Source organism: Nonomuraea sp. 3-1Str, assembly GCF_031570565.1.
In the GTDB taxonomy this organism is placed as follows: Bacteria; Actinomycetota; Actinomycetes; order Streptosporangiales; family Streptosporangiaceae; genus Nonomuraea.
Genome location: NZ_JALHBK010000033.1, coordinates 1 through 18,436, shown reverse-complemented (window position 1 = coordinate 18,436; position 18,436 = coordinate 1). Strand labels below are relative to the sequence as shown.

The 18,436-nt window shown below is 69.8% G+C and carries 10 protein-coding genes; all 10 read left to right on the top strand.

The features are described from left to right. Positions 1–11 precede the first annotated feature (11 nt). On the top strand, positions 12–9,134 hold the full coding sequence (locus MTP10_RS35775; protein WP_310715466.1) for a non-ribosomal peptide synthetase/type I polyketide synthase: 9,123 nt from the start codon (positions 12–14) through the stop codon (positions 9,132–9,134). Further along, positions 9,112–10,530 carry an MFS transporter gene (locus tag MTP10_RS35770; protein ID WP_310715464.1) on the top strand — a complete coding sequence of 473 codons (1,419 nt, stop codon included), beginning with the start codon at positions 9,112–9,114 and terminating at the stop codon, positions 10,528–10,530. The genes MTP10_RS35775 and MTP10_RS35770 overlap by 23 nt, the downstream gene beginning before the upstream one ends. After that, on the top strand, positions 10,527–10,928 hold the full coding sequence (locus MTP10_RS35765) for a DCC1-like thiol-disulfide oxidoreductase family protein (RefSeq protein WP_310715462.1): 402 nt from the start codon (positions 10,527–10,529) through the stop codon (positions 10,926–10,928). Before MTP10_RS35770 ends, MTP10_RS35765 begins: the two co-directional genes overlap by 4 nt. Before the next feature lie 106 nt (positions 10,929–11,034). Next, entirely contained in the window at positions 11,035–11,295 is a 261-nt protein-coding gene (locus MTP10_RS35760; RefSeq protein ID WP_310715460.1) for a phosphopantetheine-binding protein, read from the top strand. A gap of 9 nt (positions 11,296–11,304) precedes the next feature. Next, positions 11,305–12,042 carry a thioesterase domain-containing protein gene (locus MTP10_RS35755; RefSeq protein ID WP_310715457.1) on the top strand — a complete coding sequence of 246 codons (738 nt, stop codon included), beginning with the start codon at positions 11,305–11,307 and terminating at the stop codon, positions 12,040–12,042. A 36-nt stretch (positions 12,043–12,078) separates the two neighbouring features. Further along, complete coding sequence (locus tag MTP10_RS35750) at positions 12,079–13,050, top strand: EamA family transporter (protein ID WP_310715455.1); 972 nt, start codon at positions 12,079–12,081, stop codon at positions 13,048–13,050. 66 nt (positions 13,051–13,116) lie between these two features. Further along, positions 13,117–13,836 (top strand): aspartate/glutamate racemase family protein, encoded by a 720-nt coding sequence (locus MTP10_RS35745; protein ID WP_310715452.1) that lies wholly within the window; start codon positions 13,117–13,119, stop codon positions 13,834–13,836. A 227-nt stretch (positions 13,837–14,063) separates the two neighbouring features. Further along, positions 14,064–15,722 (top strand): hypothetical protein, encoded by a 1,659-nt coding sequence (locus MTP10_RS35740; protein ID WP_310715449.1) that lies wholly within the window; start codon positions 14,064–14,066, stop codon positions 15,720–15,722. 26 nt (positions 15,723–15,748) lie between these two features. Continuing rightward, a complete protein-coding gene (locus MTP10_RS35735) occupies positions 15,749–17,239 on the top strand; it encodes an MFS transporter (RefSeq protein ID WP_310715446.1) in 1,491 nt (496 codons plus the stop codon). Between the two features lie 60 nt (positions 17,240–17,299). Continuing rightward, positions 17,300–18,436 (top strand): AMP-binding protein (locus tag MTP10_RS35730; protein WP_310715443.1); only part of this gene is annotated, 1,137 nt, incomplete at its 3' end.

Genomic DNA, 18,436 nt, shown 5'->3' with positions numbered 1-18,436 from the left:
GGGAGCCGGGCATGTCCAGCGACTTGACGATGACAACGACCGTGGCCGCCCAGCTGGAAGGCCGGCAGGCAGTGGACGACGGCGCCCTCGCGGACACGCTGGCGGACGCGCTCCTTCGCGCCGCGGGCGAGGCGCCGGACCGGGGCGTGGTGCTCGTCGCGCCCGACGGTCTGTCCAGCACCGTCCTCACCTATCCGGAGCTGCTCGAAGCCGCACGTTCTGTGCTGGCCGGTCTGCTGCGGGCCGGCTGCGGGCCCGGGGACACGATCGTCCTCTACGGCCTCGACCTGACGGACTACTTCCCCGCTCTCTGGGCCTGCCTGCTGGGCGGTCTCGTGCCGCTTCCCGTGGACGCGCGCCGTGACACGGCCTCCCGCACCCGATCGGCCGAACGGCTACGCGGGGTGCATGACGTCCTGGGACGCCCGCGCATCCTGACCGATGCGGCCGGCATCGGGACGCTGGCGGGCCAGGACGACGTGCGGCCGATCGACATCGCCGAGTGCCGGGCGGCGGCCGTGACGGACCTGACGCCCCCGCCCGCGCCCGACGGGGCGGACACGGCGTTGCTCATGCTGTCGTCCGGCAGCACGGGCAAGCCGAAGCTCATACCCCTGACGCACGCGGGCCTCGTCGACTTCGCCGCCGGCAACCGGCACATGCTGCGCTGGGAGCAGCAGGAGAAGACACTCAACTGGCTGCCCCTCGACCTCAGCGCGAGCTTGCTGCTCTACCACGTGCTGCCGGTGTTCCTGCGGATGACCAACGTCCACGCCCCGCCGGAGGTCGTCCTCGCCCGCCCGGCGCGCTGGTTCGATCTGGTCTCCGAGCACGGGGCGCACCACACGTGGGCGCCCACGTTCGCCTTCCGGCTGCTGTGCTCCGCGCTCGCGGGCGGTGACGAGCGGCGCCGCTGGGATCTGACGCACGTGCGGACGATCGTGAGCGGCGGTGAGCAGATCACGGTCCGCGCCATCGACGACCTGCTCGACGCGCTGGCGCCGTACGGCCTGCGGCGCGACTGCTTCGTACCGGCCTGGGGCATGACCGAGACCTGCACGGGCATCACGTTCGGCCGGTACGGCGAGCCGGGCAGCGTGCATCGGCTGCGTTCATCGAGCCTGTCCGGCCGGGTCGTCCCGGCCGGACCCGAGGTGCCGGATGAGGAGTGCACCTCGTACGTCGCACTCGGACGGCCCGCGCCGGGCTCGGCCGTCCGCATCGTGGACGACAGGCGGCAGGTGCTCACGGAGGGCGAGATCGGCCACCTGCAGGTGCGCTCCCCACGCGTGACGCCTGGCTACCTCCACGACGACGAGGCCAACGCGCGGGCGTTCCCGGAGGGCCCGCGCGGGCCGGAGAGCTGGCTGGCCACGGGGGATCTGGCGTACGTCATGGACGGCACGCTCGTGATGATCGGCCGGCACAAGGACGTCATCGTCATCAACGGCGAGAACCACTCGTGCACGGCGATCGAGGCGGTCGTCGAGACCGTCGACGGTGTCACGCAGGGAGCCGTCGCGGCGTGCGGCATACCGGACGAGGCGCTGGGCAGCGAACGGCTCGCGATCTTCTTCGCCTGCTCGCCCGGCGACCGTACGGCCGGCGAGATCGCCGGCGACGTGGGACGGACCGTCGTCCGCCGGCTGGGACTGTTCGCCCACCATCTCGTGCCCCTGGCGCCCGAGGACTTTCCGCGGACACCAGGCGGCAAGCTGCGACGCGCCGACCTGGCCGCGATGGTGCCCGGGCGACGGGACCCGGAAGGACCTCCGCCACCCGCCACCGTGTCCCCGAGCCTGCTCCGCCTGCTGCGCCGGGAGGTCGCCTCGCTCGGCGTGCGCGTGGATCCGCAGGCCGGCGACGACCACAGGCCCTTCTACGAGTTCGGCCTGACCTCGGTCTCCATGGTGCGCCTGCACGCGCGCCTCAACGAGGTGCTCGGGCGCGACCTACCCGTCCACGTCCTCTTCGAGCACGCGTCGATCGCCGATCTGGCGACATTCCTCGACCAGGGCGCGGGCGAGCCGGGTCGCGGCACAGGGCCGCGCTCCGCGCCGGACCCGCGGGTGGCCGTCATCGGGATCGGGCTCAGGCTCCCGGGAGCCCGCACCGCCGCGGAGTACTGGGAGAACCTGCGTCAAGGAAAGGACTGCACGACGGCCTCTCCCGGGCTGACGCGCCGTGGAGTGCTCGACCACGTCTTCGCGTTCGACCCCCGCTTCTTCGGCATGAGCCCGAAAGAGGCCACCCTCACCCATCCCGCGCACCGGTTGTTCCTGGAATGCGCCTACGAGGCGCTGGAGGGTGCCGGATACGGCGCCGATCACGTAGGCGCCCGCGTCGGAGTGTTCGCCGGTGAGGGAATGACCCTGCTCGGGTACCAGTCGCCTGCCTCAGGCGGCAGGCCGGCCGACGGGCTCACGGACGCCATGCAGGCCGCGATCGGCAGGCAGAGCGACTTCCTGGCCTCGACGGTCTCGTTCCGGCTCGGCCTCACCGGGCCGGCGATCGGCGTCCAGACGGCCTGCTCGACGTCTCTCACCGCCGTGCACCTCGCGGTCCAGGCGTTACGCGCGGGCGATGCCGACATGGCGCTGGCCGGGGCGGCGGCGATCCACCTGCCGCAGGACTCACGGTACGTGCACCACCCCGGGTCCGTGCTCTCCCCGACCGGGATGTGCCGGCCGTTCGACGCCGCGGCGGACGGCACCGTTCCGGGAAACGGGGTCGGCGTGATTCTGCTCAAGCCCCTCGGGGCGGCGATCGAGGACGGAGATCCCGTACTCGCGGTCATCTCCGGCACAGCCGTGAACAACGACGGCCGGCGCAAGGCGGGCTTCACCGCCCCGAGTGTGCAGGGCCAGGTGGACGTGGTTCGCACCGCGCTGCGACGTGCCGGCCTCCGCGGCGACGACCTCGGCTATGTCGAGGCGCACGGTACGGGCACTCCGGTCGGCGACCCCATCGAATTCGAGGCTCTCAGCCGGGCCCTGCGCTCGGACTCGGGACGCGTGGGCTTCTGCGCGGTCGGATCGGTCAAATCGAGCATCGGCCATCTCGACACGTGCTCGGGCATCGCCGGCCTGATCAAGGTGATGCTGATGCTCGCGCACCGCGAACTGGTGCCCACGCTCAACCTCTCGAAGCCCCATCCGGCGCTGAACCTCGAAAGCGGCCCGTTGGTCCTGGCCGCTTCGCCGCGGGCGGCCCCCTGGCCGCCAGCAGGCTCGCGGCCCTTGCGTGCTGGGGTGAACTCGCTCGGTGTGGGCGGCACCAACGCCTTCGTGATCGTGGAGGAGCCGCCTGCGCGCGTCCTCCCCCCACCGGATGAGCGCTCCTCCCCGGTACCGCTTTCCGGGCGTACCGAGACCGCGCCGCCGCGGGACGGCTCGACGGCCTTCGTCTTCTCAGGACAGGGCAACGCCCGGTACGGCATGGCGCGCGACCTCCACGCGTCGTTGCCGGTCTTCCGTGGCGTGATCGACGCCTGCGAGCGGGCGCACCTCGAACACACCGGCGTCAGCCTCTCGGACGCGCTGCTCGGCCGGCCGGAGTCCGGCCCGCTTCCCAACGACCTCGCGCAACCTGCGGCGTTCGCCTTCCAGGTCGCGCTTGCCGCGCAGCTTCGCGACTGGGGCGTGGAGCCGGAATACGTGTGCGGTCACAGCCTCGGCGAAATCTCCGCGCTGTGCGTAGGCGGTGCTCTTTCCGTTCGTGAGGGCGTGCTGCTGACCGCGGACCGGGGCCGGCTGACGGAATCGGCCGTCGCGGAGGGCGGAATGCTGGCCGTACGCGGGGATGCCGGACGGGTCGGCCGGCTCGCCCGCGACAGTGGGTTGGAGATCGCGGCGCGTAACGGGGCTCGTGAGTTCGTGCTCTCCGGCACTGTCACGGCGGTCCGACGCTGCGAAGGGCTTCTGACGGAGGCGGAGCTGGACTGGCGCCGCCTGCCCGTGAACCGGGCATTTCATTCGGCCCTGCTCGATCCCATGCTGGACGAGTGGGAGCGTGCCGTCTCTGCCCGCACGCTCTCGCCGCTCAGGGTGCCGCTGATCTCCTCGGTCGACGGCGCGGTGCTGCCCGCCGGCGCCGCGCCCGATCCCCGCTACCTCGTACGACACGCCCGGCACGTGGTGCGCTATGACCTGGCCATGTCGTCGTTGCGGGACTCCGGCTGCCGGGTCTTCGTGGAAATCGGCCCGGGAGACGAGCTCACCGCTCTCGGGCGCCGGCTGATGCCGGATCTGGACTGGTCGCCGGCGCAACGTCGTGGGACGGAGCCGCTCAGGGCGCTCGCGCTCGCCATGGGTGAGCTGCACACGGTGGGACGCCCGGTGGCGTGGAGCCGAATCGCCGAGGAAGGCCGGCGTGTCACCCTGCCGGGCCAGGCCTTCCAGCGCACGGACATTCCCTACACCGGGCACGAGGAGAAGGTAGCTGTGAACGGTCCTCTCACCATCATCCGGTCGTTGACGGCAGAGCGTCTCGGCCTCGCCCCGGCCGATGTCGACGTGGACGCCACCTTCGTGGCGCTGGGCGGCGACTCGTTGTCGCTGGTCTCGCTGACAAGGCAGGTCGCCGGAGAGTTCGGGGTACGCGTTCCGCTGCGCGCCCTGTTCGACGAGGCCGACACGCCACGCAAGCTCGCCGAGGCGGTGACCGGCGGCGGCGAGGTGGACACCCCGCCACCGCCCACCCCTGAGAGCGGGCCCGAGGTCGCGACGACCGATCTCGCCGATGTTTGTGCGGCGCAGCTCAGGCTGGCCGAGAGCATGGTGGACAAGGTGACCGGCTTGATCGCACGTCAACTCGACGTGCTGGCGTCACGACCGGCGCCACAGCCACCGGCTCAGGTCGTGTCCCCGCCGCCCTCCGTGACCGCCCCTCGCACGACCGCCCCTCTCACGACCGCCCCTCTCACGACCGCTCCCGCGCGGTCGCACCCGGACCGCGCCGTGACCGGAGCATGCGACTTCAGCCTCTACTTCTTCGGCAACTATCCAGATCAGGAAGCGGACGCCAGATACGCCCACATCGTGGCTGCCGCGGAGTTCGCCGACCGGCAGGACTTTCACGCTCTGTGGATTCCTGAGCGCCATTTCCACTCCTTCGGCGGCCTGTTCCCCAACCCGTCGGTGCTGGCGGCCGCGCTGGCGACACGCACCTCAAGGGTCAGGCTGCACGCCGGCTCTGTCGTCCTGCCGCTCCACGACCCGATCCGGGTCGCCGAGGAGTGGTCCATGGTCGACAACCTTTCGCAGGGGCGGGCCGGTCTCTGCGTGGCCTCGGGGTGGCACGCGAACGACTTCGCGCTGGCGCCGGGGAGTTACGACGACCGCCGTAACCTGATGATCGAGCGCCTTGGCACGGTGCGGCGACTCTGGGCAGGCGAGAAGATCCCCGTCACCTCGGGCACGGGTGAGACCATCGAGGTGGGGCTGTTCCCGCGGCCGGTTCAGCCGCGGCCTCCGCTCTACGTCGCCGTGGTCGGCAGCCCGGACAGTTACCGCCGGGCGGCCGAGAACGATCTCGGCATCGTCACCAATCTGATGTCACAGAGCATCGGCCAGCTCGCGGCGAACATCGCCCTCTACCGGAGGGCGCGAGCCGAGCACGGTCTCGATCCGGCCGCCGGCCGGGTCGTCGTCCTGGTGCACACGTACATGGGCGACGACCTGGACCGGGTCCGTCAGGAAGCGTACGGACCGTTCCGCGAATACCTCCGGGCTTCGCTGCACCTGCTCGGCGACCTTGCCGGCAGCCTGGGCATCGAAGGGGACGTCACGCGGGCAGACCAGCAGGACCTGGAATATCTGCTCGACGAGGCGTATGAGCGCTACCGCCTCGAACGTGCCCTGATCGGCACGCCGGAGAGCTGCCGCCCGATCGCCGACTCGCTGATCGCCGCCGGCGTGGACGAGATCGCCTGCTTCGTCGACTTCGGCCTGCCGGGCGAGCGGATGCTCGCCGGGCTGCCGAAGCTTTCCGCCCTCCGCGACGAGGTCGCCGCGCCACCCGCGCGGCCACAGGCGGACCAGCCTGTGCGACCTCCCGCTCCGGCCTCCCCGGCACAGCGGCGGCTGTGGATCGTCGAGCAGATGTATCCCGGCCGGCACGACTACTGGGAGCCGAAGGGCATCCTGCTGGAGGGCGCACTCGACGTCGAAGCGCTGCTCGGCGCCCTGCACCGGGTGATCGCCCGTCATCCGCAGCTACGCTCCCGGTTCCGGGAGAGCGAGGGCCGGATTCTGCAGTTCTTCCATGCGCCGGGTCCCGTGCGGTGCCCTGTCGTGGACCTGACCGGCCGTACCGTGGAAGAGGCGCACGCCGAGCTGGCGCGGGAGCTGCGGGGGCGGACGCGGGACCTCTCCGAGGGGCCGCTGGTTCTCGCCACCCTGGCCGTGCTCGGTGCGGACCGCCACATGTTGTTCCTGCTGGCGCACCACATCGTCTTCGATTCGTTCTCCACCGGGGTGTTCGCCCGGGATCTCGCGGCCTTCTACCGGGCATGGCCCGACCCGCCCGCGGATCTTCCCGCGCTTCCCGCTGCGGTGGAGGCCCGTCCCGGGCACACCCCTGGCGACATCGCGTTCTGGACCGGGGAACTGGCCGGCGTTCAGGTCCTCACCCTGCCGACCGATCACGCCGTCGCGGGTTCCCACGCCGTTCGGGGGGCAAGCCTGACCCGCGAGTTCGGTGACCAGCTGGCCGCGGGCATCGAGACGTATGCCCGCGATCACGGGGCTACGACGTTCATGGTGATCCTGAGCGCGCTCGGCGCGGTCCTCGCCCGGATGGCCGGTCAGGACGACTTCATGCTCGGCACAGCGGTGACCGACCGACCGGAGGGGACCGAGCACCAGGTGGGGATGTTCATCAACACGTTGGTGCTGCGCATGGACGTGACGGGTGACCCGAGCTTTGCGCAACTGGTACGGCGCGTCCGTGAGCGGTCCACGCGCGCCTACGAGCGCCAGAACGTCCCGTTCGACGACCTGGTGACCGCGCTCAACCCGGAGCGGGTCGCGGGCGCCAACCCGTTGTTCGACGTGATGATCGAGTACGAGAACGCGGCCGGTCTCGACTTCGACCCGCCGCGCGTGCGCGCCGAGCTGGTGGACGCCCCGGCGGACCGGGCGCCGTTCGCCCTCACCTTCTACCTGACCAGGCACGACGCCGGGCTGCGATGCGCGGTCGAGTACGACTCGGCGCTGTTCGACGAGTCCACGGTCGTCCGCATCCTGGACTACACCGGTGAGGTGCTCGCCCGGGCGCTGACCGACGGCACGGCGCCGCTGTCCGCGCTCACCCGGCTCACGGCGGCCGACCGCGACGCCCTGGACGCCCTGGGCGCCCGTCAGGCTCCGGCGAACGTGCCCGAGCCGCCCCTGTGCCTGCATCACCTCGTCGAGGAGCAGGCCCGGCGCACTCCAGACGCGACGGCGATCGTCGGTGACGAAGGACGGCTCACGTACCGGGAGCTCGATGAAGCCGCGAACGCCCTGGGCGGCGCCCTGGCGGGGCGGAACCTCGGCCGAGGGGACCGGATCGCCGTCTGCATGGCTCCGGGCGCGAATCTCATCATCACGCTTCTCGCCGTCCTCAAGACCGGCGCCGCGTACGTCCCGCTGGACATCTCACTGCCGGAGAGCCGGATCGACTTCTGCCTGGACGACAGCAACGCGGCTCTGCTGGTCGTGGACGAAGGCTTCGGCCGTTCTCCGCGGGAGCGGACGTACGTGGTCGATGACACCGCCCGCATGTCGTTCGCCACGGAACCGCCGCGGGTGCGCAGCACCCCGGAGGACATCGCCTACTGCGTCTACACCTCAGGCTCCAGCGGCCGGCCGAAGGCGGTGCAGGTGCCGCACCGCGGCCCGGTGAACCTGATGCGCTGGCAACTGCGCAATCATCCGCCCCTGCGCACCCTGCAATGGACGTCTCCCGGGTTCGACGTCAGCGTGCAGGAGATCTTCGGGACGCTCGCCTCCGGGGCGGCGCTGGTCGTCGTGCCCGAAGGGGTGCGCCGTGACGCGGAGGCGCTGGGCGCTGCCATGAACCGGCACGGCGTGCAGCGCCTCCACCTGCCGTACACGGCCTTGAAGTACCTGGCCGAGTGCGGTCTACGGGTGCCGTCCCTGCGCGAGGTCCTCAGCGCGGGCGAGCCGCTCAGGATCTCGACCGCGCTGAGACGGTTCCTTGACGCGCATCCGGGCGTCCGGCTGTACAACCAGTACGGCCCCACCGAAACCTCTGTCATCGTCACCAGCCACGAGGTCACCGATGTCGGCAACCCGCGCGTACCGATCGGCCGGCCGATCGACGACGTGCGCCTCCACGTGATGGACGGCGACCGGCAGGAGGTGCCGATCGGCGCGATCGGCGAGCTGTACGTCGGCGGGGCGGCCGTCGCCCACGGGTACCTCAACGATCCCGTCCTCACGGAGAAGTGCTTCCTGCCGGGCGCTGAAGGGCCGATCTACCGTACGGGCGACCTCGTACGGTGGCGTGCCGACGGCGACCTCGAGTTCCACGGCCGTCGGGACCAGCAGGTGAAGATCCGGGGCCACCGGGTCGAGCCCGGGGAGACCGAGTGGGCGCTCGGGCGACTGGCCGGGGTCCGCAACTGCGCGGTGCTCGTACGCTCCGACGCCTCCGGCGATCCGCAGCTGGTCGCCTACGTGGTGATCGAGCCCGGGACCTTCTCCGAGGAGCGGCCGTGGCATGTCGAGCTACGCGACACGCTGCGCGCCTTGCTGCCGTCGTATCTCGTGCCGGACAAGTGGATACGGGTGGACGAACTGCCCATGAACGCCAACAGGAAGTTGCTGACCGCCGGCCTTCCCGACCCTGTGGAGGAGGACGAGGCAGCGGACAGGGCCAAGCCCGTCACTCCCGCGGAGGAGGCCCTGCACGGGATCTGGTGTGCGGAGCTGGAGCTTCGCGCGATGCCGGTGACCCGGTCCTTCTTCGACGCCGGAGGCAATTCCTTGAAGGCGCTGCGGGTCATCACGTTGATGCGGGAGCGGTTCGGCTACCAGTATCCGCTGGCCGACTTCATGGCCGAGCCGGACATTCGATCGGTGGCGAGCCGTCTGGAGCTGGCGAATGCCGTCCACACCGTCCACTGACAGCCCGCCTCGCGAAGCACAGACCAGGGCGTTCGTCCCGTCGCTCACCCTGTCGGGCTTCACCGTCTCCCTCATCAACATCCTGCCGGTCCCGCTGCTGCCGAGCCTCCCGGAGCTGCTGGGCACCACACCGACGTACGCGTACTGGACGGTGACGTCAACGCTGCTGGTCGCCGCCGTGTCGACGCCGATCTGCGGGCGCCTGGGCGACATGCTGGGCAAACGCCGGGTTCTGCTGTACTGCCTGGGCCTGATGATCGCCGGCTCGGTGCTCTGCGCGTGCGCGGGCTCGGTGGCGACGCTGATCGGGGGACGTGCCCTGCAGGGCTGCGCGGCGGGGGCGCTGCCTCTCGGGCTGAGCATCATGCGGGACCAGCTTCCCGCGCGGCGGCTCGGGCGGGGACTGGCCGCCATGAGCGCGTCGGTCGGGGTCGGCGGCACCGTCGGGTTCCCGCTGGCGGCGTTCATCTCCGAGCACGCGAACTGGCGGATGCTGTTCTGGCTGGTGGTCGCCGTGGGCGTGGTCCAGGTGTCGCTGGTCGCGTTCCTCGTGCCGGAGAGCGGCATCCGCCACGGCGGGCGTTTCGACTGGATCGGCGCCGCCCTGTTGTCGGCCGGTCTGGTGTGCGTTCTCGTGGCCCTGTCGAAAGGGCACGACTGGGGGTGGACGAGCCCTGCCATCGCGGGCACCGCTCTGCTGGGCACGGTCGCCGTCGCCTCCTGGGTGCGGTACGAGTCACGCACCGGCCAGCCGCTTGTCAACCCGCGGACGTTGAGCGTCCTGCCGATGCTCCTGACCAACATGGTCACCCTGCTCGTCGGCTTCGCGATGTTCGTGCTGTCCCTCGTGGTGCCCCAGATGCTGCAGGCGCCGCCGGGTACGGGGTACGGCACCGCATGGTCCATGGTCGAAGCGGGGCTCGCGCTGGCTCCGGCCGGGGTCGCGATGATGGCCATCGTGCCGGTGTCCACGCGGATCGTCGTCAGGTTGCGGAGCAAGGGCGTGCTCCTGCTCGGCTGCGGAGCAGTCGGAAGCGGCTACGCGCTGGTCATTCCGCTGTCGGGATCGTCGTGGATCGTGCTCGCCCCGGCCGTCGTCGGGATCGGGCTGGGCCTGGCGTTCTTCGCCATGCCGGCCATCATCGCCGCGACCGCTCCCGCTGCCGAGATCGCGGCGGCCAACGGGTTCAACACCCTCGTCCGGCAGCTCGGCGCCGCGCTCTCCAGCGCGCTGACGAGCGTCGTCTTCGCCAACTTCAACGTACGAATCCCGGTGGACGGCGTCATGCGTCTCTATCCGTCGCGTACCGGCCTGACGGTCGCCCTGCTGGCCGCCTGCGCGGCGTGCGCCGTGGCCGCCGTCGTGACGACCTGCATTCCGAGGGAGGTGCCATGAACGACCGGATCCCAGACCGGCGAGGGACGCTCATCTTCGACGGCGACTGCGGCTTCTGCACCTCGGTGGTGCGTCTCCTGTCGCGGTACGTCGCACCGGGCGTCGACTACCGTCCCTGGCAGCGAGAGGATCTCGACGCGTCGGCGCTCACGATCGAGCAGGTGACGCGTGAGGTGTGGTGGCTGCATCCGGACGAGATCCGCGCCGGCGGCGCGCGGGCGTTCGCCAGAGTCCTGCGGCACGGACGACGGCCATGGCCGATCGCCGGCCGGCTGATGGAACTGCGGCCGATCGCCGCTCCGGCCGGCTTGGTCTATCGCTGGATCGCGCGCAACAGGAGCAGGCTGCCAGGCGGCACTCCCGCCTGCCGGGTGGAAGGCCGCCGCCCCTCTCCGTGAGGGGACGGGAGTTGCCTTCGTTCTGCCGATGGAACTACCTGTCCGGCCGCCGGACGTTGCCTAGATTGTCCATCGATGACGCCGCACTGCTTGGGACGTGTGACCAATGGAAAATGTACGGCAGCAGGCCTTGTCGAGGATATTCGCGGACGTGCTGGGCGTGGCCCGGGTAGGAGCGGACGACAACTTCTTCGATCTCGGCGGAAACTCCATCATGGCGATGACGATCGTGAATCGGGTGCGTGACGAACTCGATGGGAAAGTGACGGCTCGCCTCTTCTATCGATGGCCGACGATAGCCGGGCTCGACCAGAACGTGGACTTCGGGGCGGCGCCCGGCGATCTGACGGCACGTTATGCGGAATAGGGGCACGGCATGACGCGTATATCGATGATCAGGCATGAGCGTTCGTCCGCTCCTGAGACCCGGCTCTTCTGTTTTCCGCACATCGCGGGTGGCCCGGCCATGTTCGGGAACTGGGCCGAGACGTTGCCGCCGGAGATCGAGCTGTGCGTGCCCCTGCTCCCCGGACGGGAGCGGAGCTTCGGCGAGGCGGCGTTCACCGACATCGAGGACCTGTGCGTGGCGTTGCGCGAGGAGATCGGCCCTCTTCTGGACGTTCCAGCGGTCTTCTTCGGCGACTGTCTCGGCGCGCTCGTGGCCTTCCGGCTCACACAGTTGCTCCAGGCCGCCGGAGAACCCGGCCCGGGAATGCTGATCGTGCAGGGGGTGGGCGCGCCCCAGACGCTCGCAGAGACGGAGATGGGATATCCGCGGTCCGACGCGCTCACCGGTGAACTGGTGGAATACCTGAAGCGCGCCGGCAACACCAATTCCATGTTGCTGGACGACCCGGATTGGGTGGAGATCCTGGAGCCGGCGGTCCGCGGGGACCTGGCCGTCGCGGAGAGCTTCCGTCATCACCCTGCCCCGCCGCTGGCCGTACCGATCTCCGTCCTCGTACGTGACCAGGCCAGGTCGGCCATCGCCGACTTCTCCCTGTGGGCGGCCCTGACCGAGGCGGAGTTCACCCTGCGCGTGCTGCCTCCCGGACCTGGCGAATGGGAGCGGACCGCTGCGGCGGTGGGTCGCCAGATTTCGCCTATGAGCTAGCCGAAGGGCAATCCAGTGCATCATCGAGTGCGAGCCGTGGGCCTGATCATGGCCTTGACTTCCGCGTGTTGCTTCGGCTTCGCCGGGGTCGCGGCGAAAGCCCTCAGTCATATCGGCCTGGGATCGCTGCAGGCGGTGTGGATCCGCCTGCTCATAGGCGCCTGCCTGCTGGTGCCGTTCGTGCTCGTCCGGCGGCGGGACGCTCTGCGCGTACCCCGGTCGGTGTTACCGGCCTTGGCCGCGTACGGTCTCCTGGCGGTGGCCGGGGCGCAGGGGATGTTCTTCGCCGCGCTTTCCCGGATACCGGTGGGCATCGCTCTTCTGATCATTTACCTGGCGCCCGTCCTCGTGCTGCTCTGGGCGCGCGTCATGTGGCGGCGGAGGATCTCCTCGCACGCCGTTTTCGGCGCTGTTCTGGTGACGCTGGGACTGGCGTCGGTCGTGCAGATGCGGGCAGGCGTGCGACTTGATCCGCTCGGCCTGTTGTTCGCCCTGTCCGCCGCCTGCTGCCTTGCCACGTATTTCCTGCTCAGTGAGTCGCTGGCCGGGGTCGATCTGCTAGGCCTGCTGGTTTGGGGGCTCGGCGGCGGCGCCATCGTGCTGACTCCCGTGGCCGCGCCGTGGAACATCCGCTGGTCGGCGTTCCTGGAGAACGTATCGGTCGGCGACTGGCAGGTGCCCGCTGTCGGCGTGCTCGCGTGGCTGGTGCTGGTGAGCACGATCGCGGCCTATCTCACGAGTATGGGCGCGGTCCGGCGCCTTTCGTCTCCGCTGGCCAGCGTTCTGGCCAGCCTTGAGGTCCTGGTGGCGGCCGTGGTGGCACTGATCGCCCTGGACGAGCAACTGTCGCTCGCGCAGTGGTGCGGCATGTTTCTCGTACTCGCCGGTTCGTTCCTGGCCAACCGGGCCACCGTCGCCCGCGTCAGCCCCGACGGCCCCGCGCAGCACCCGGAGGCGGAGCCACAGCTGCGCCTCTTCCACCCGACGCGGCAGCACGCCGAACGCTGAGCGTCTCATCCTCGCACCATCGTCCGCCATGCCTGCTGCCTCACTCATGTAACGGAACGGAGTCACATGCGTACCATCGGTCTTATCGGCGGGTTGAGCTGGGAGTCCACCGCGATCTACTACCAGATCATCAACCAGGGAGTGCGCGACCGGCTGGGCGGAAGCCACTCCGCGCGCAGTCTCATCTGGTCCTTCGAGTTCAGCAGCTGTGAGGAGCTCATCTTCGCCGGACGCTGGGACGAGGTCGGCGCCCTGCTCGGCGAGGCCGGGCGGAAACTGGAGGGCCTGGGCGCCGACACGCTGCTCATCTGCAGCAACACCTTCCATCGTGTCGCCGAGCAGGTCACGCGGTCGGTGACCGTCCCGGTGCTGCACATCGCGGACGCCGTGGGCGCGGAGGTCCGTAACCAGGGGATGCGGAAGATCGGGCTCCTGGGCACCCGCTTCACCATGGAGGGGGAGTTCTACCGGGACCGCCTGGCTGCCAACGGTTTCGAGGTGGTCGTGCCGGAGTACGAGCAGCGGCTGGTCATCGAACGCGTGATCTTCGACGAGCTGGTCCGGGGAGAGCTCAAGGAGTCCTCCAGGGAGGTCTTCGGGCAGATCGTCGCCGACCTCGCGGCGAGGGGCGCCGAAGGCGTCATCCTGGGCTGCACCGAGATCGAGCTGCTGATCAGCGAGAAGGACACCAGCATCCCGGTGTTCCCCAGCGCCCGGTTGCACGCGGAGGCGGCCGTGGACTTCGCCCTGCACACGACCCGATTCGCCGGCGCGGCAGCCGCTTGACGTACGGAAGGCACGAGGTGGCCCAGATGAGCAGCCGCGAAGAATCCGCGATCGTCGTGTCAACCGGGAACGACCTGGTCTCACGTTCCCGGTCCTGGACTCCCGGCCGGCCCTTCCCGATGCTGGACGGGCCGAGCGTGGAGCGCTACCGGAGCGTGCTCCTGCGCCGGGGATGCCCCGAGTGGCCCGCGATCGACGGCCGCTCACGAGACGGCGTCGTGTTGTCCGTGGGCGGCGAGGAGAGCGAGGCGGCGGCGGTGCTGCTGGCCAGAGCGACGAGCAGACCGCACGGCCACGTCGGTTTGAGTGAGCTCGCCGGGGCGATCGGCCGCCACGCGGGCGAGCCGATCGCGCTGGTCGGCCTCGTCGATGACTTCGCCGCCCTGGGGGACTGGCCCGGTTACCTGGCGCCTCGCCTCGGTGTCGTCTCCGCCAGGGACGCCTCCTCGCTCAGTTGCCTGGTGTACCGGACGCTCACCCTGCACGCCCTGGGCCAGGCGCGCGACTTCACGATCCTCCATCCGGAGGACGAGGAGGCCGAGGACGCCGACGCGGTCGCGTGGGACGAACTCGCCTCGCTGAAGGACGGGCCGGTACGCCTTCTGGCGATGCGCACCCACGGAATGGAGTGCAGCGCGAACCTCCCCGACGGAATCCTGTGCGGCAGATCCGACTATCTGGGGAAACCCCTTCCCGTGCTGCACGGGGAACACCGCGCTGTGTCGTGCCTGAGAGGAGCGGGCTGTTACCGCAAGGACCTCAAGGACGAGCAGCGCCTCCCCGTCGCCGATCTCGATGCCAGCGTGGTCTTCGCACAGAGCTGCATGTCGGTGGCGGTCGGCAACAACGTCTTTCCCGGCGACGTCGGGTTCGGCTTGGGTTTCCTGGCCGGCACGGCGGTGGCGGTCATCGGCACGATCGGCAAGCACCTCGACGACGCCAGCTTCATGCACGAGATGCGAGCCGGCCTCGCCGACGGGGGCTCGCTCGGCGACGTTCTCGAGCGGGTCAACGAGCAGGCCGCGATCGTGGGAGGTGAGATGTCGCGGTTCGGGCTGCTGGGCGATCCCACGCTCGTGCTGAGCCGCGACGCCGCGCCAAAGCCGCTTCGGCGGCCGGGCTTCCCGGACAAGGGCGACAAGCGTGTCCTGGACGAGCTCGCCCGCATCAACGGAGAGATCATTCCCCGGCTGCTGCGGCTGCGCTGGCTCGACGTCGAGGTTCCGGAGGGAAGGCTCGCTGAGCTGCGCAGCGAGATCAAGGCCGCGGCCGGTAGCCGGCGGGCTGCTCCTCCGGAGACGGAGCTGGCCGCGGCGGCCGGTCAACTGGCGACGATCCAGGCTGAGGTCGTGACGTCGCTGGTCCAGCAGATCCATTCCTCCTGGTGGCATTTCACGCAAACCGCTCTGCCGGCCTTCGGCAAAGTGGGCGATGAGCCTCGGCGCTGTCCGAAGTGCAAGCTGGACAGTGCCTTCCTGGCCAGATTCGCGCATCGGATCGAGCCCGATCTGAGCATTTCCACGATTCAGTGCCGGCGATGCGGAGACCTGTGGTGGTCCACAGCCGGCTCCACCGCCGCCCTGGAGACCGAGCACGTCGCCTGGCTCAGGCCCGGCGAGCCTCTTGAGCTGACGGCCACATTGTCCAACCGCGCAGGCAGAAGGCTCGTGGGCACGGTGGGCTTCGCGATCTCGGCCGGGAAGTTCCTGCACCTGCAGGAGGGCTGGTCGGCGCAGTGCGACCTCGACCCTGGCGAGTCCCGGGACATCGCCTGGACCGTGACGGCCGCCCCCGAGGTGGTGCCGCACGAATACGAGGGCTGGTGTGTGCAGCTCTTCGACGGGGTCTACAGCGCCTCCACCATGCAGATGGAAGTGCTGCCGTAGCCCGGGCGCCGAAGGAAGGAGGACGAATGGCTCGCGACTCTCGGCGCTGGTGGATCCTCGGCGTTCTCTGCTTCTCCGTATGGATCCTCGTCATGGACAACACCGTGCTCAACCTGGCGGTGCCCGTGCTCATGGGCGGCCTCGGCGCCGGACCGGACGACGTTCAGTGGATCATCAACGCCTACGCCCTGGCCTTCGCCGGGATGCTGCTCACGGCCGGGAGCCTGTCCGACAGGTACGGGCGCCGGCTGTTCCTCGTCCTCGGCCTGGCCGTGTTCGGCTGCGCCTCACTCGCCGCGTCACTGTCGGCCGAGCCCTGGCACCTGGTCGTCGCGCGGGCCTTCATGGGAGTAGGCGGTGCGATGCTGATGCCGAGCACCCTGTCCATCCTGGTCAACGCCTTCGAGGCGGAGGAGCGGCGCAAGGCGTTCGCGGCGTGGAGCGCGGCGGCCATGTTCGGGCTCGTCGTCGGGCCGCTGGTCGGCGGATTCGTGCTGGAGCACGCGCGCTGGGGCATGATCTTCCTGCTCAACCTGCCCGTCGTCGTGCTGGCCATCGCCGTGGCGGTCCGGCTGATACCCGAGTCGAAGGGGCCCGCTCGCCGACTCGATCCCGTCGGTGTCCTGTCATCGGCCGTGGGGATGATCGCCCTGATCCACGTGGTCATCTCGCTGCCGCGCGCGGGATGGGCGGCACCGAGCTCACTCGTCGCGGTGCCGCTCGCCGTCGCCTCGCTGTCGGCGTTCATCTGGTGGGAGCGGCGTACGGATCACCCGATGCTCCCCCTGTCCCTGTTCCGAGATCGGCGCTTCGGCGTCGCGTCGTTCACGATCGTCCTGGTGGTCTTCGGGTCGGGCGCGCTGCTGCTCGTCCTCGCGCAATATCTGCAGTTCGTACGGGGGATCAGCCCCGTCGCCGCCGGACTGGACCTCCTGCCCTATGTCGTCGCGTCAGTGCTCGGCAACGTGGCCGGCGGGGCGCTGGGGAAGCGGACCAGCAACCAGCTCCTCATCGCCGCCGGGTTCGCTGCCGCGGCGGTGGGATTCGTGCTGCTGGCGTTCATCGACAGCGGTGCGGACGGTGGCCTGCTCGCCGGCGGCCTGGTGATCATGGGGGTCGGCGTGGGGCTGGCCGGCCCCGCCGCGTACACCCTGCTGATGGGCGTCGTGCCGGAAGACCATGCCGGGGTCGGATCGGCTCTCAACGACACCGTCCAGCAACTGGGGACGGCGCTGAGCGTGGCGGTGCTGGGAAGCGTTCTGGCCTGGAAATACTCGTCCTCGATGCCGGCCGACACCCCGCTTCCGGCGAGGGAGTCCATCGCCGCCGCACTGGACACAGGGGATGCCGCGCTGGTCGCGGCGGCGAAGTCCGCGTTTCTGTCCGGGATGTCGCTCACCCTGGTGATAGGCGCCGCCTGTTGCGTGGTCGCGATGATCTCGGCGATGAGCATTCTCAGATTCCCCTCCGCCGGTCAGATTCCCGACACCGAGGCCGGAGCCGTGCAGGCCCGGTAGCCGACCTTTTCTCGTCCGATTCACCGCCGCCTGGCTTTTACCTGATGAACGGAGCCGAAGATGAACGAGGCAGAGATTCAGACCTTTGGTGGTTTGTTTGAGGTTCAGGCTGGGCGGGTTCCTGGTGGGGTGGCGTTGGTGGTGGGTGGGGTGGAGTTGTCGTATGGGGAGTTGAATGGGTGGGCTAATCGGTTGGCTCGGGTTTTGGTGGAGCGGGGTGTGGGGCCGGAGTGTGTGGTGGCGGTGGTGTTGCCGCGGTCGGTGGAGTTTGTGGTTGCGGTTTTGGCGGTGGTGAAGGCGGGTGGGGCGTTTTTGCCGGTGGATCCGTCGTTTCCGGTGGAGCGGGTGGAGTTTATGGTGGCGGATTCGGGGGCGGTGTTGGTGATTCGGGATTTGGCTGATTTTCCGTTGGGTGGGTTTTCGTCGGTTGATTTGGTGGAGGGGGAGCGGCGGGGGGTTTTGCGGGTGGATCATCCGGCGTATGTGATTTATACGTCGGGGTCGACGGGGCGGCCGAAGGGTGTGGTGGTGTCGCATGCGGGTGCGGTGAATTTGGCTGCTGTGTTGGTGGCGCGGTTTGGTGCGGGGCCGGGGTGTCGGGTGTTGCAGTTTGCTTCGCCGAGTTTTGATGCGTCGGTGTTGGAGTTGTTGTGGGCTTTTGGTGGGGGTGCGGCGTTGGTGGTGTGTCCGGTGGGGGTGTTTGGTGGGGAGGGTTTGGGGCGGTTTTTGGTGGAGGGGCGGATTAGTCATGGGTTGATTCCGCCGGCGGCGTTGGCGACGGTGCCGGAGATGGAGGTGCCGGGTTTGCGGGTGTTGGTGGTGGGGGGTGAGGCGTGGGGTGGTGAGTTGGTGCGGCGTTGGGGTGGGGGGCGTGCTTTGTTCAATGCGTATGGGCCGACGGAGACGTCGGTGGTGGCGACGTTGAGTGGTGTGTTGGGGGGTGTGGGGGGTGTGCCGTCGATGGGGCGGCCTTTGGAGAATTTGCGGGCGTTTGTGCTGGATGAGTGGTTGCGGCCGGTGGCGCCGGGGGTGGCGGGTGAGTTGTATGTGGCGGGGGGGGGGTTGGGGGGGGGGGGGGGGGAGGGGGCGGGGGGGGGGGGGGGGGGGGGTGGGGGGGGGTGGGGGGGGGGGGGGGGGGGGGGGGGGTGTGGGGGGGGGGGGGGGGGGGGGGGGGGGGGGGTGGGTTGTGAACAGGAG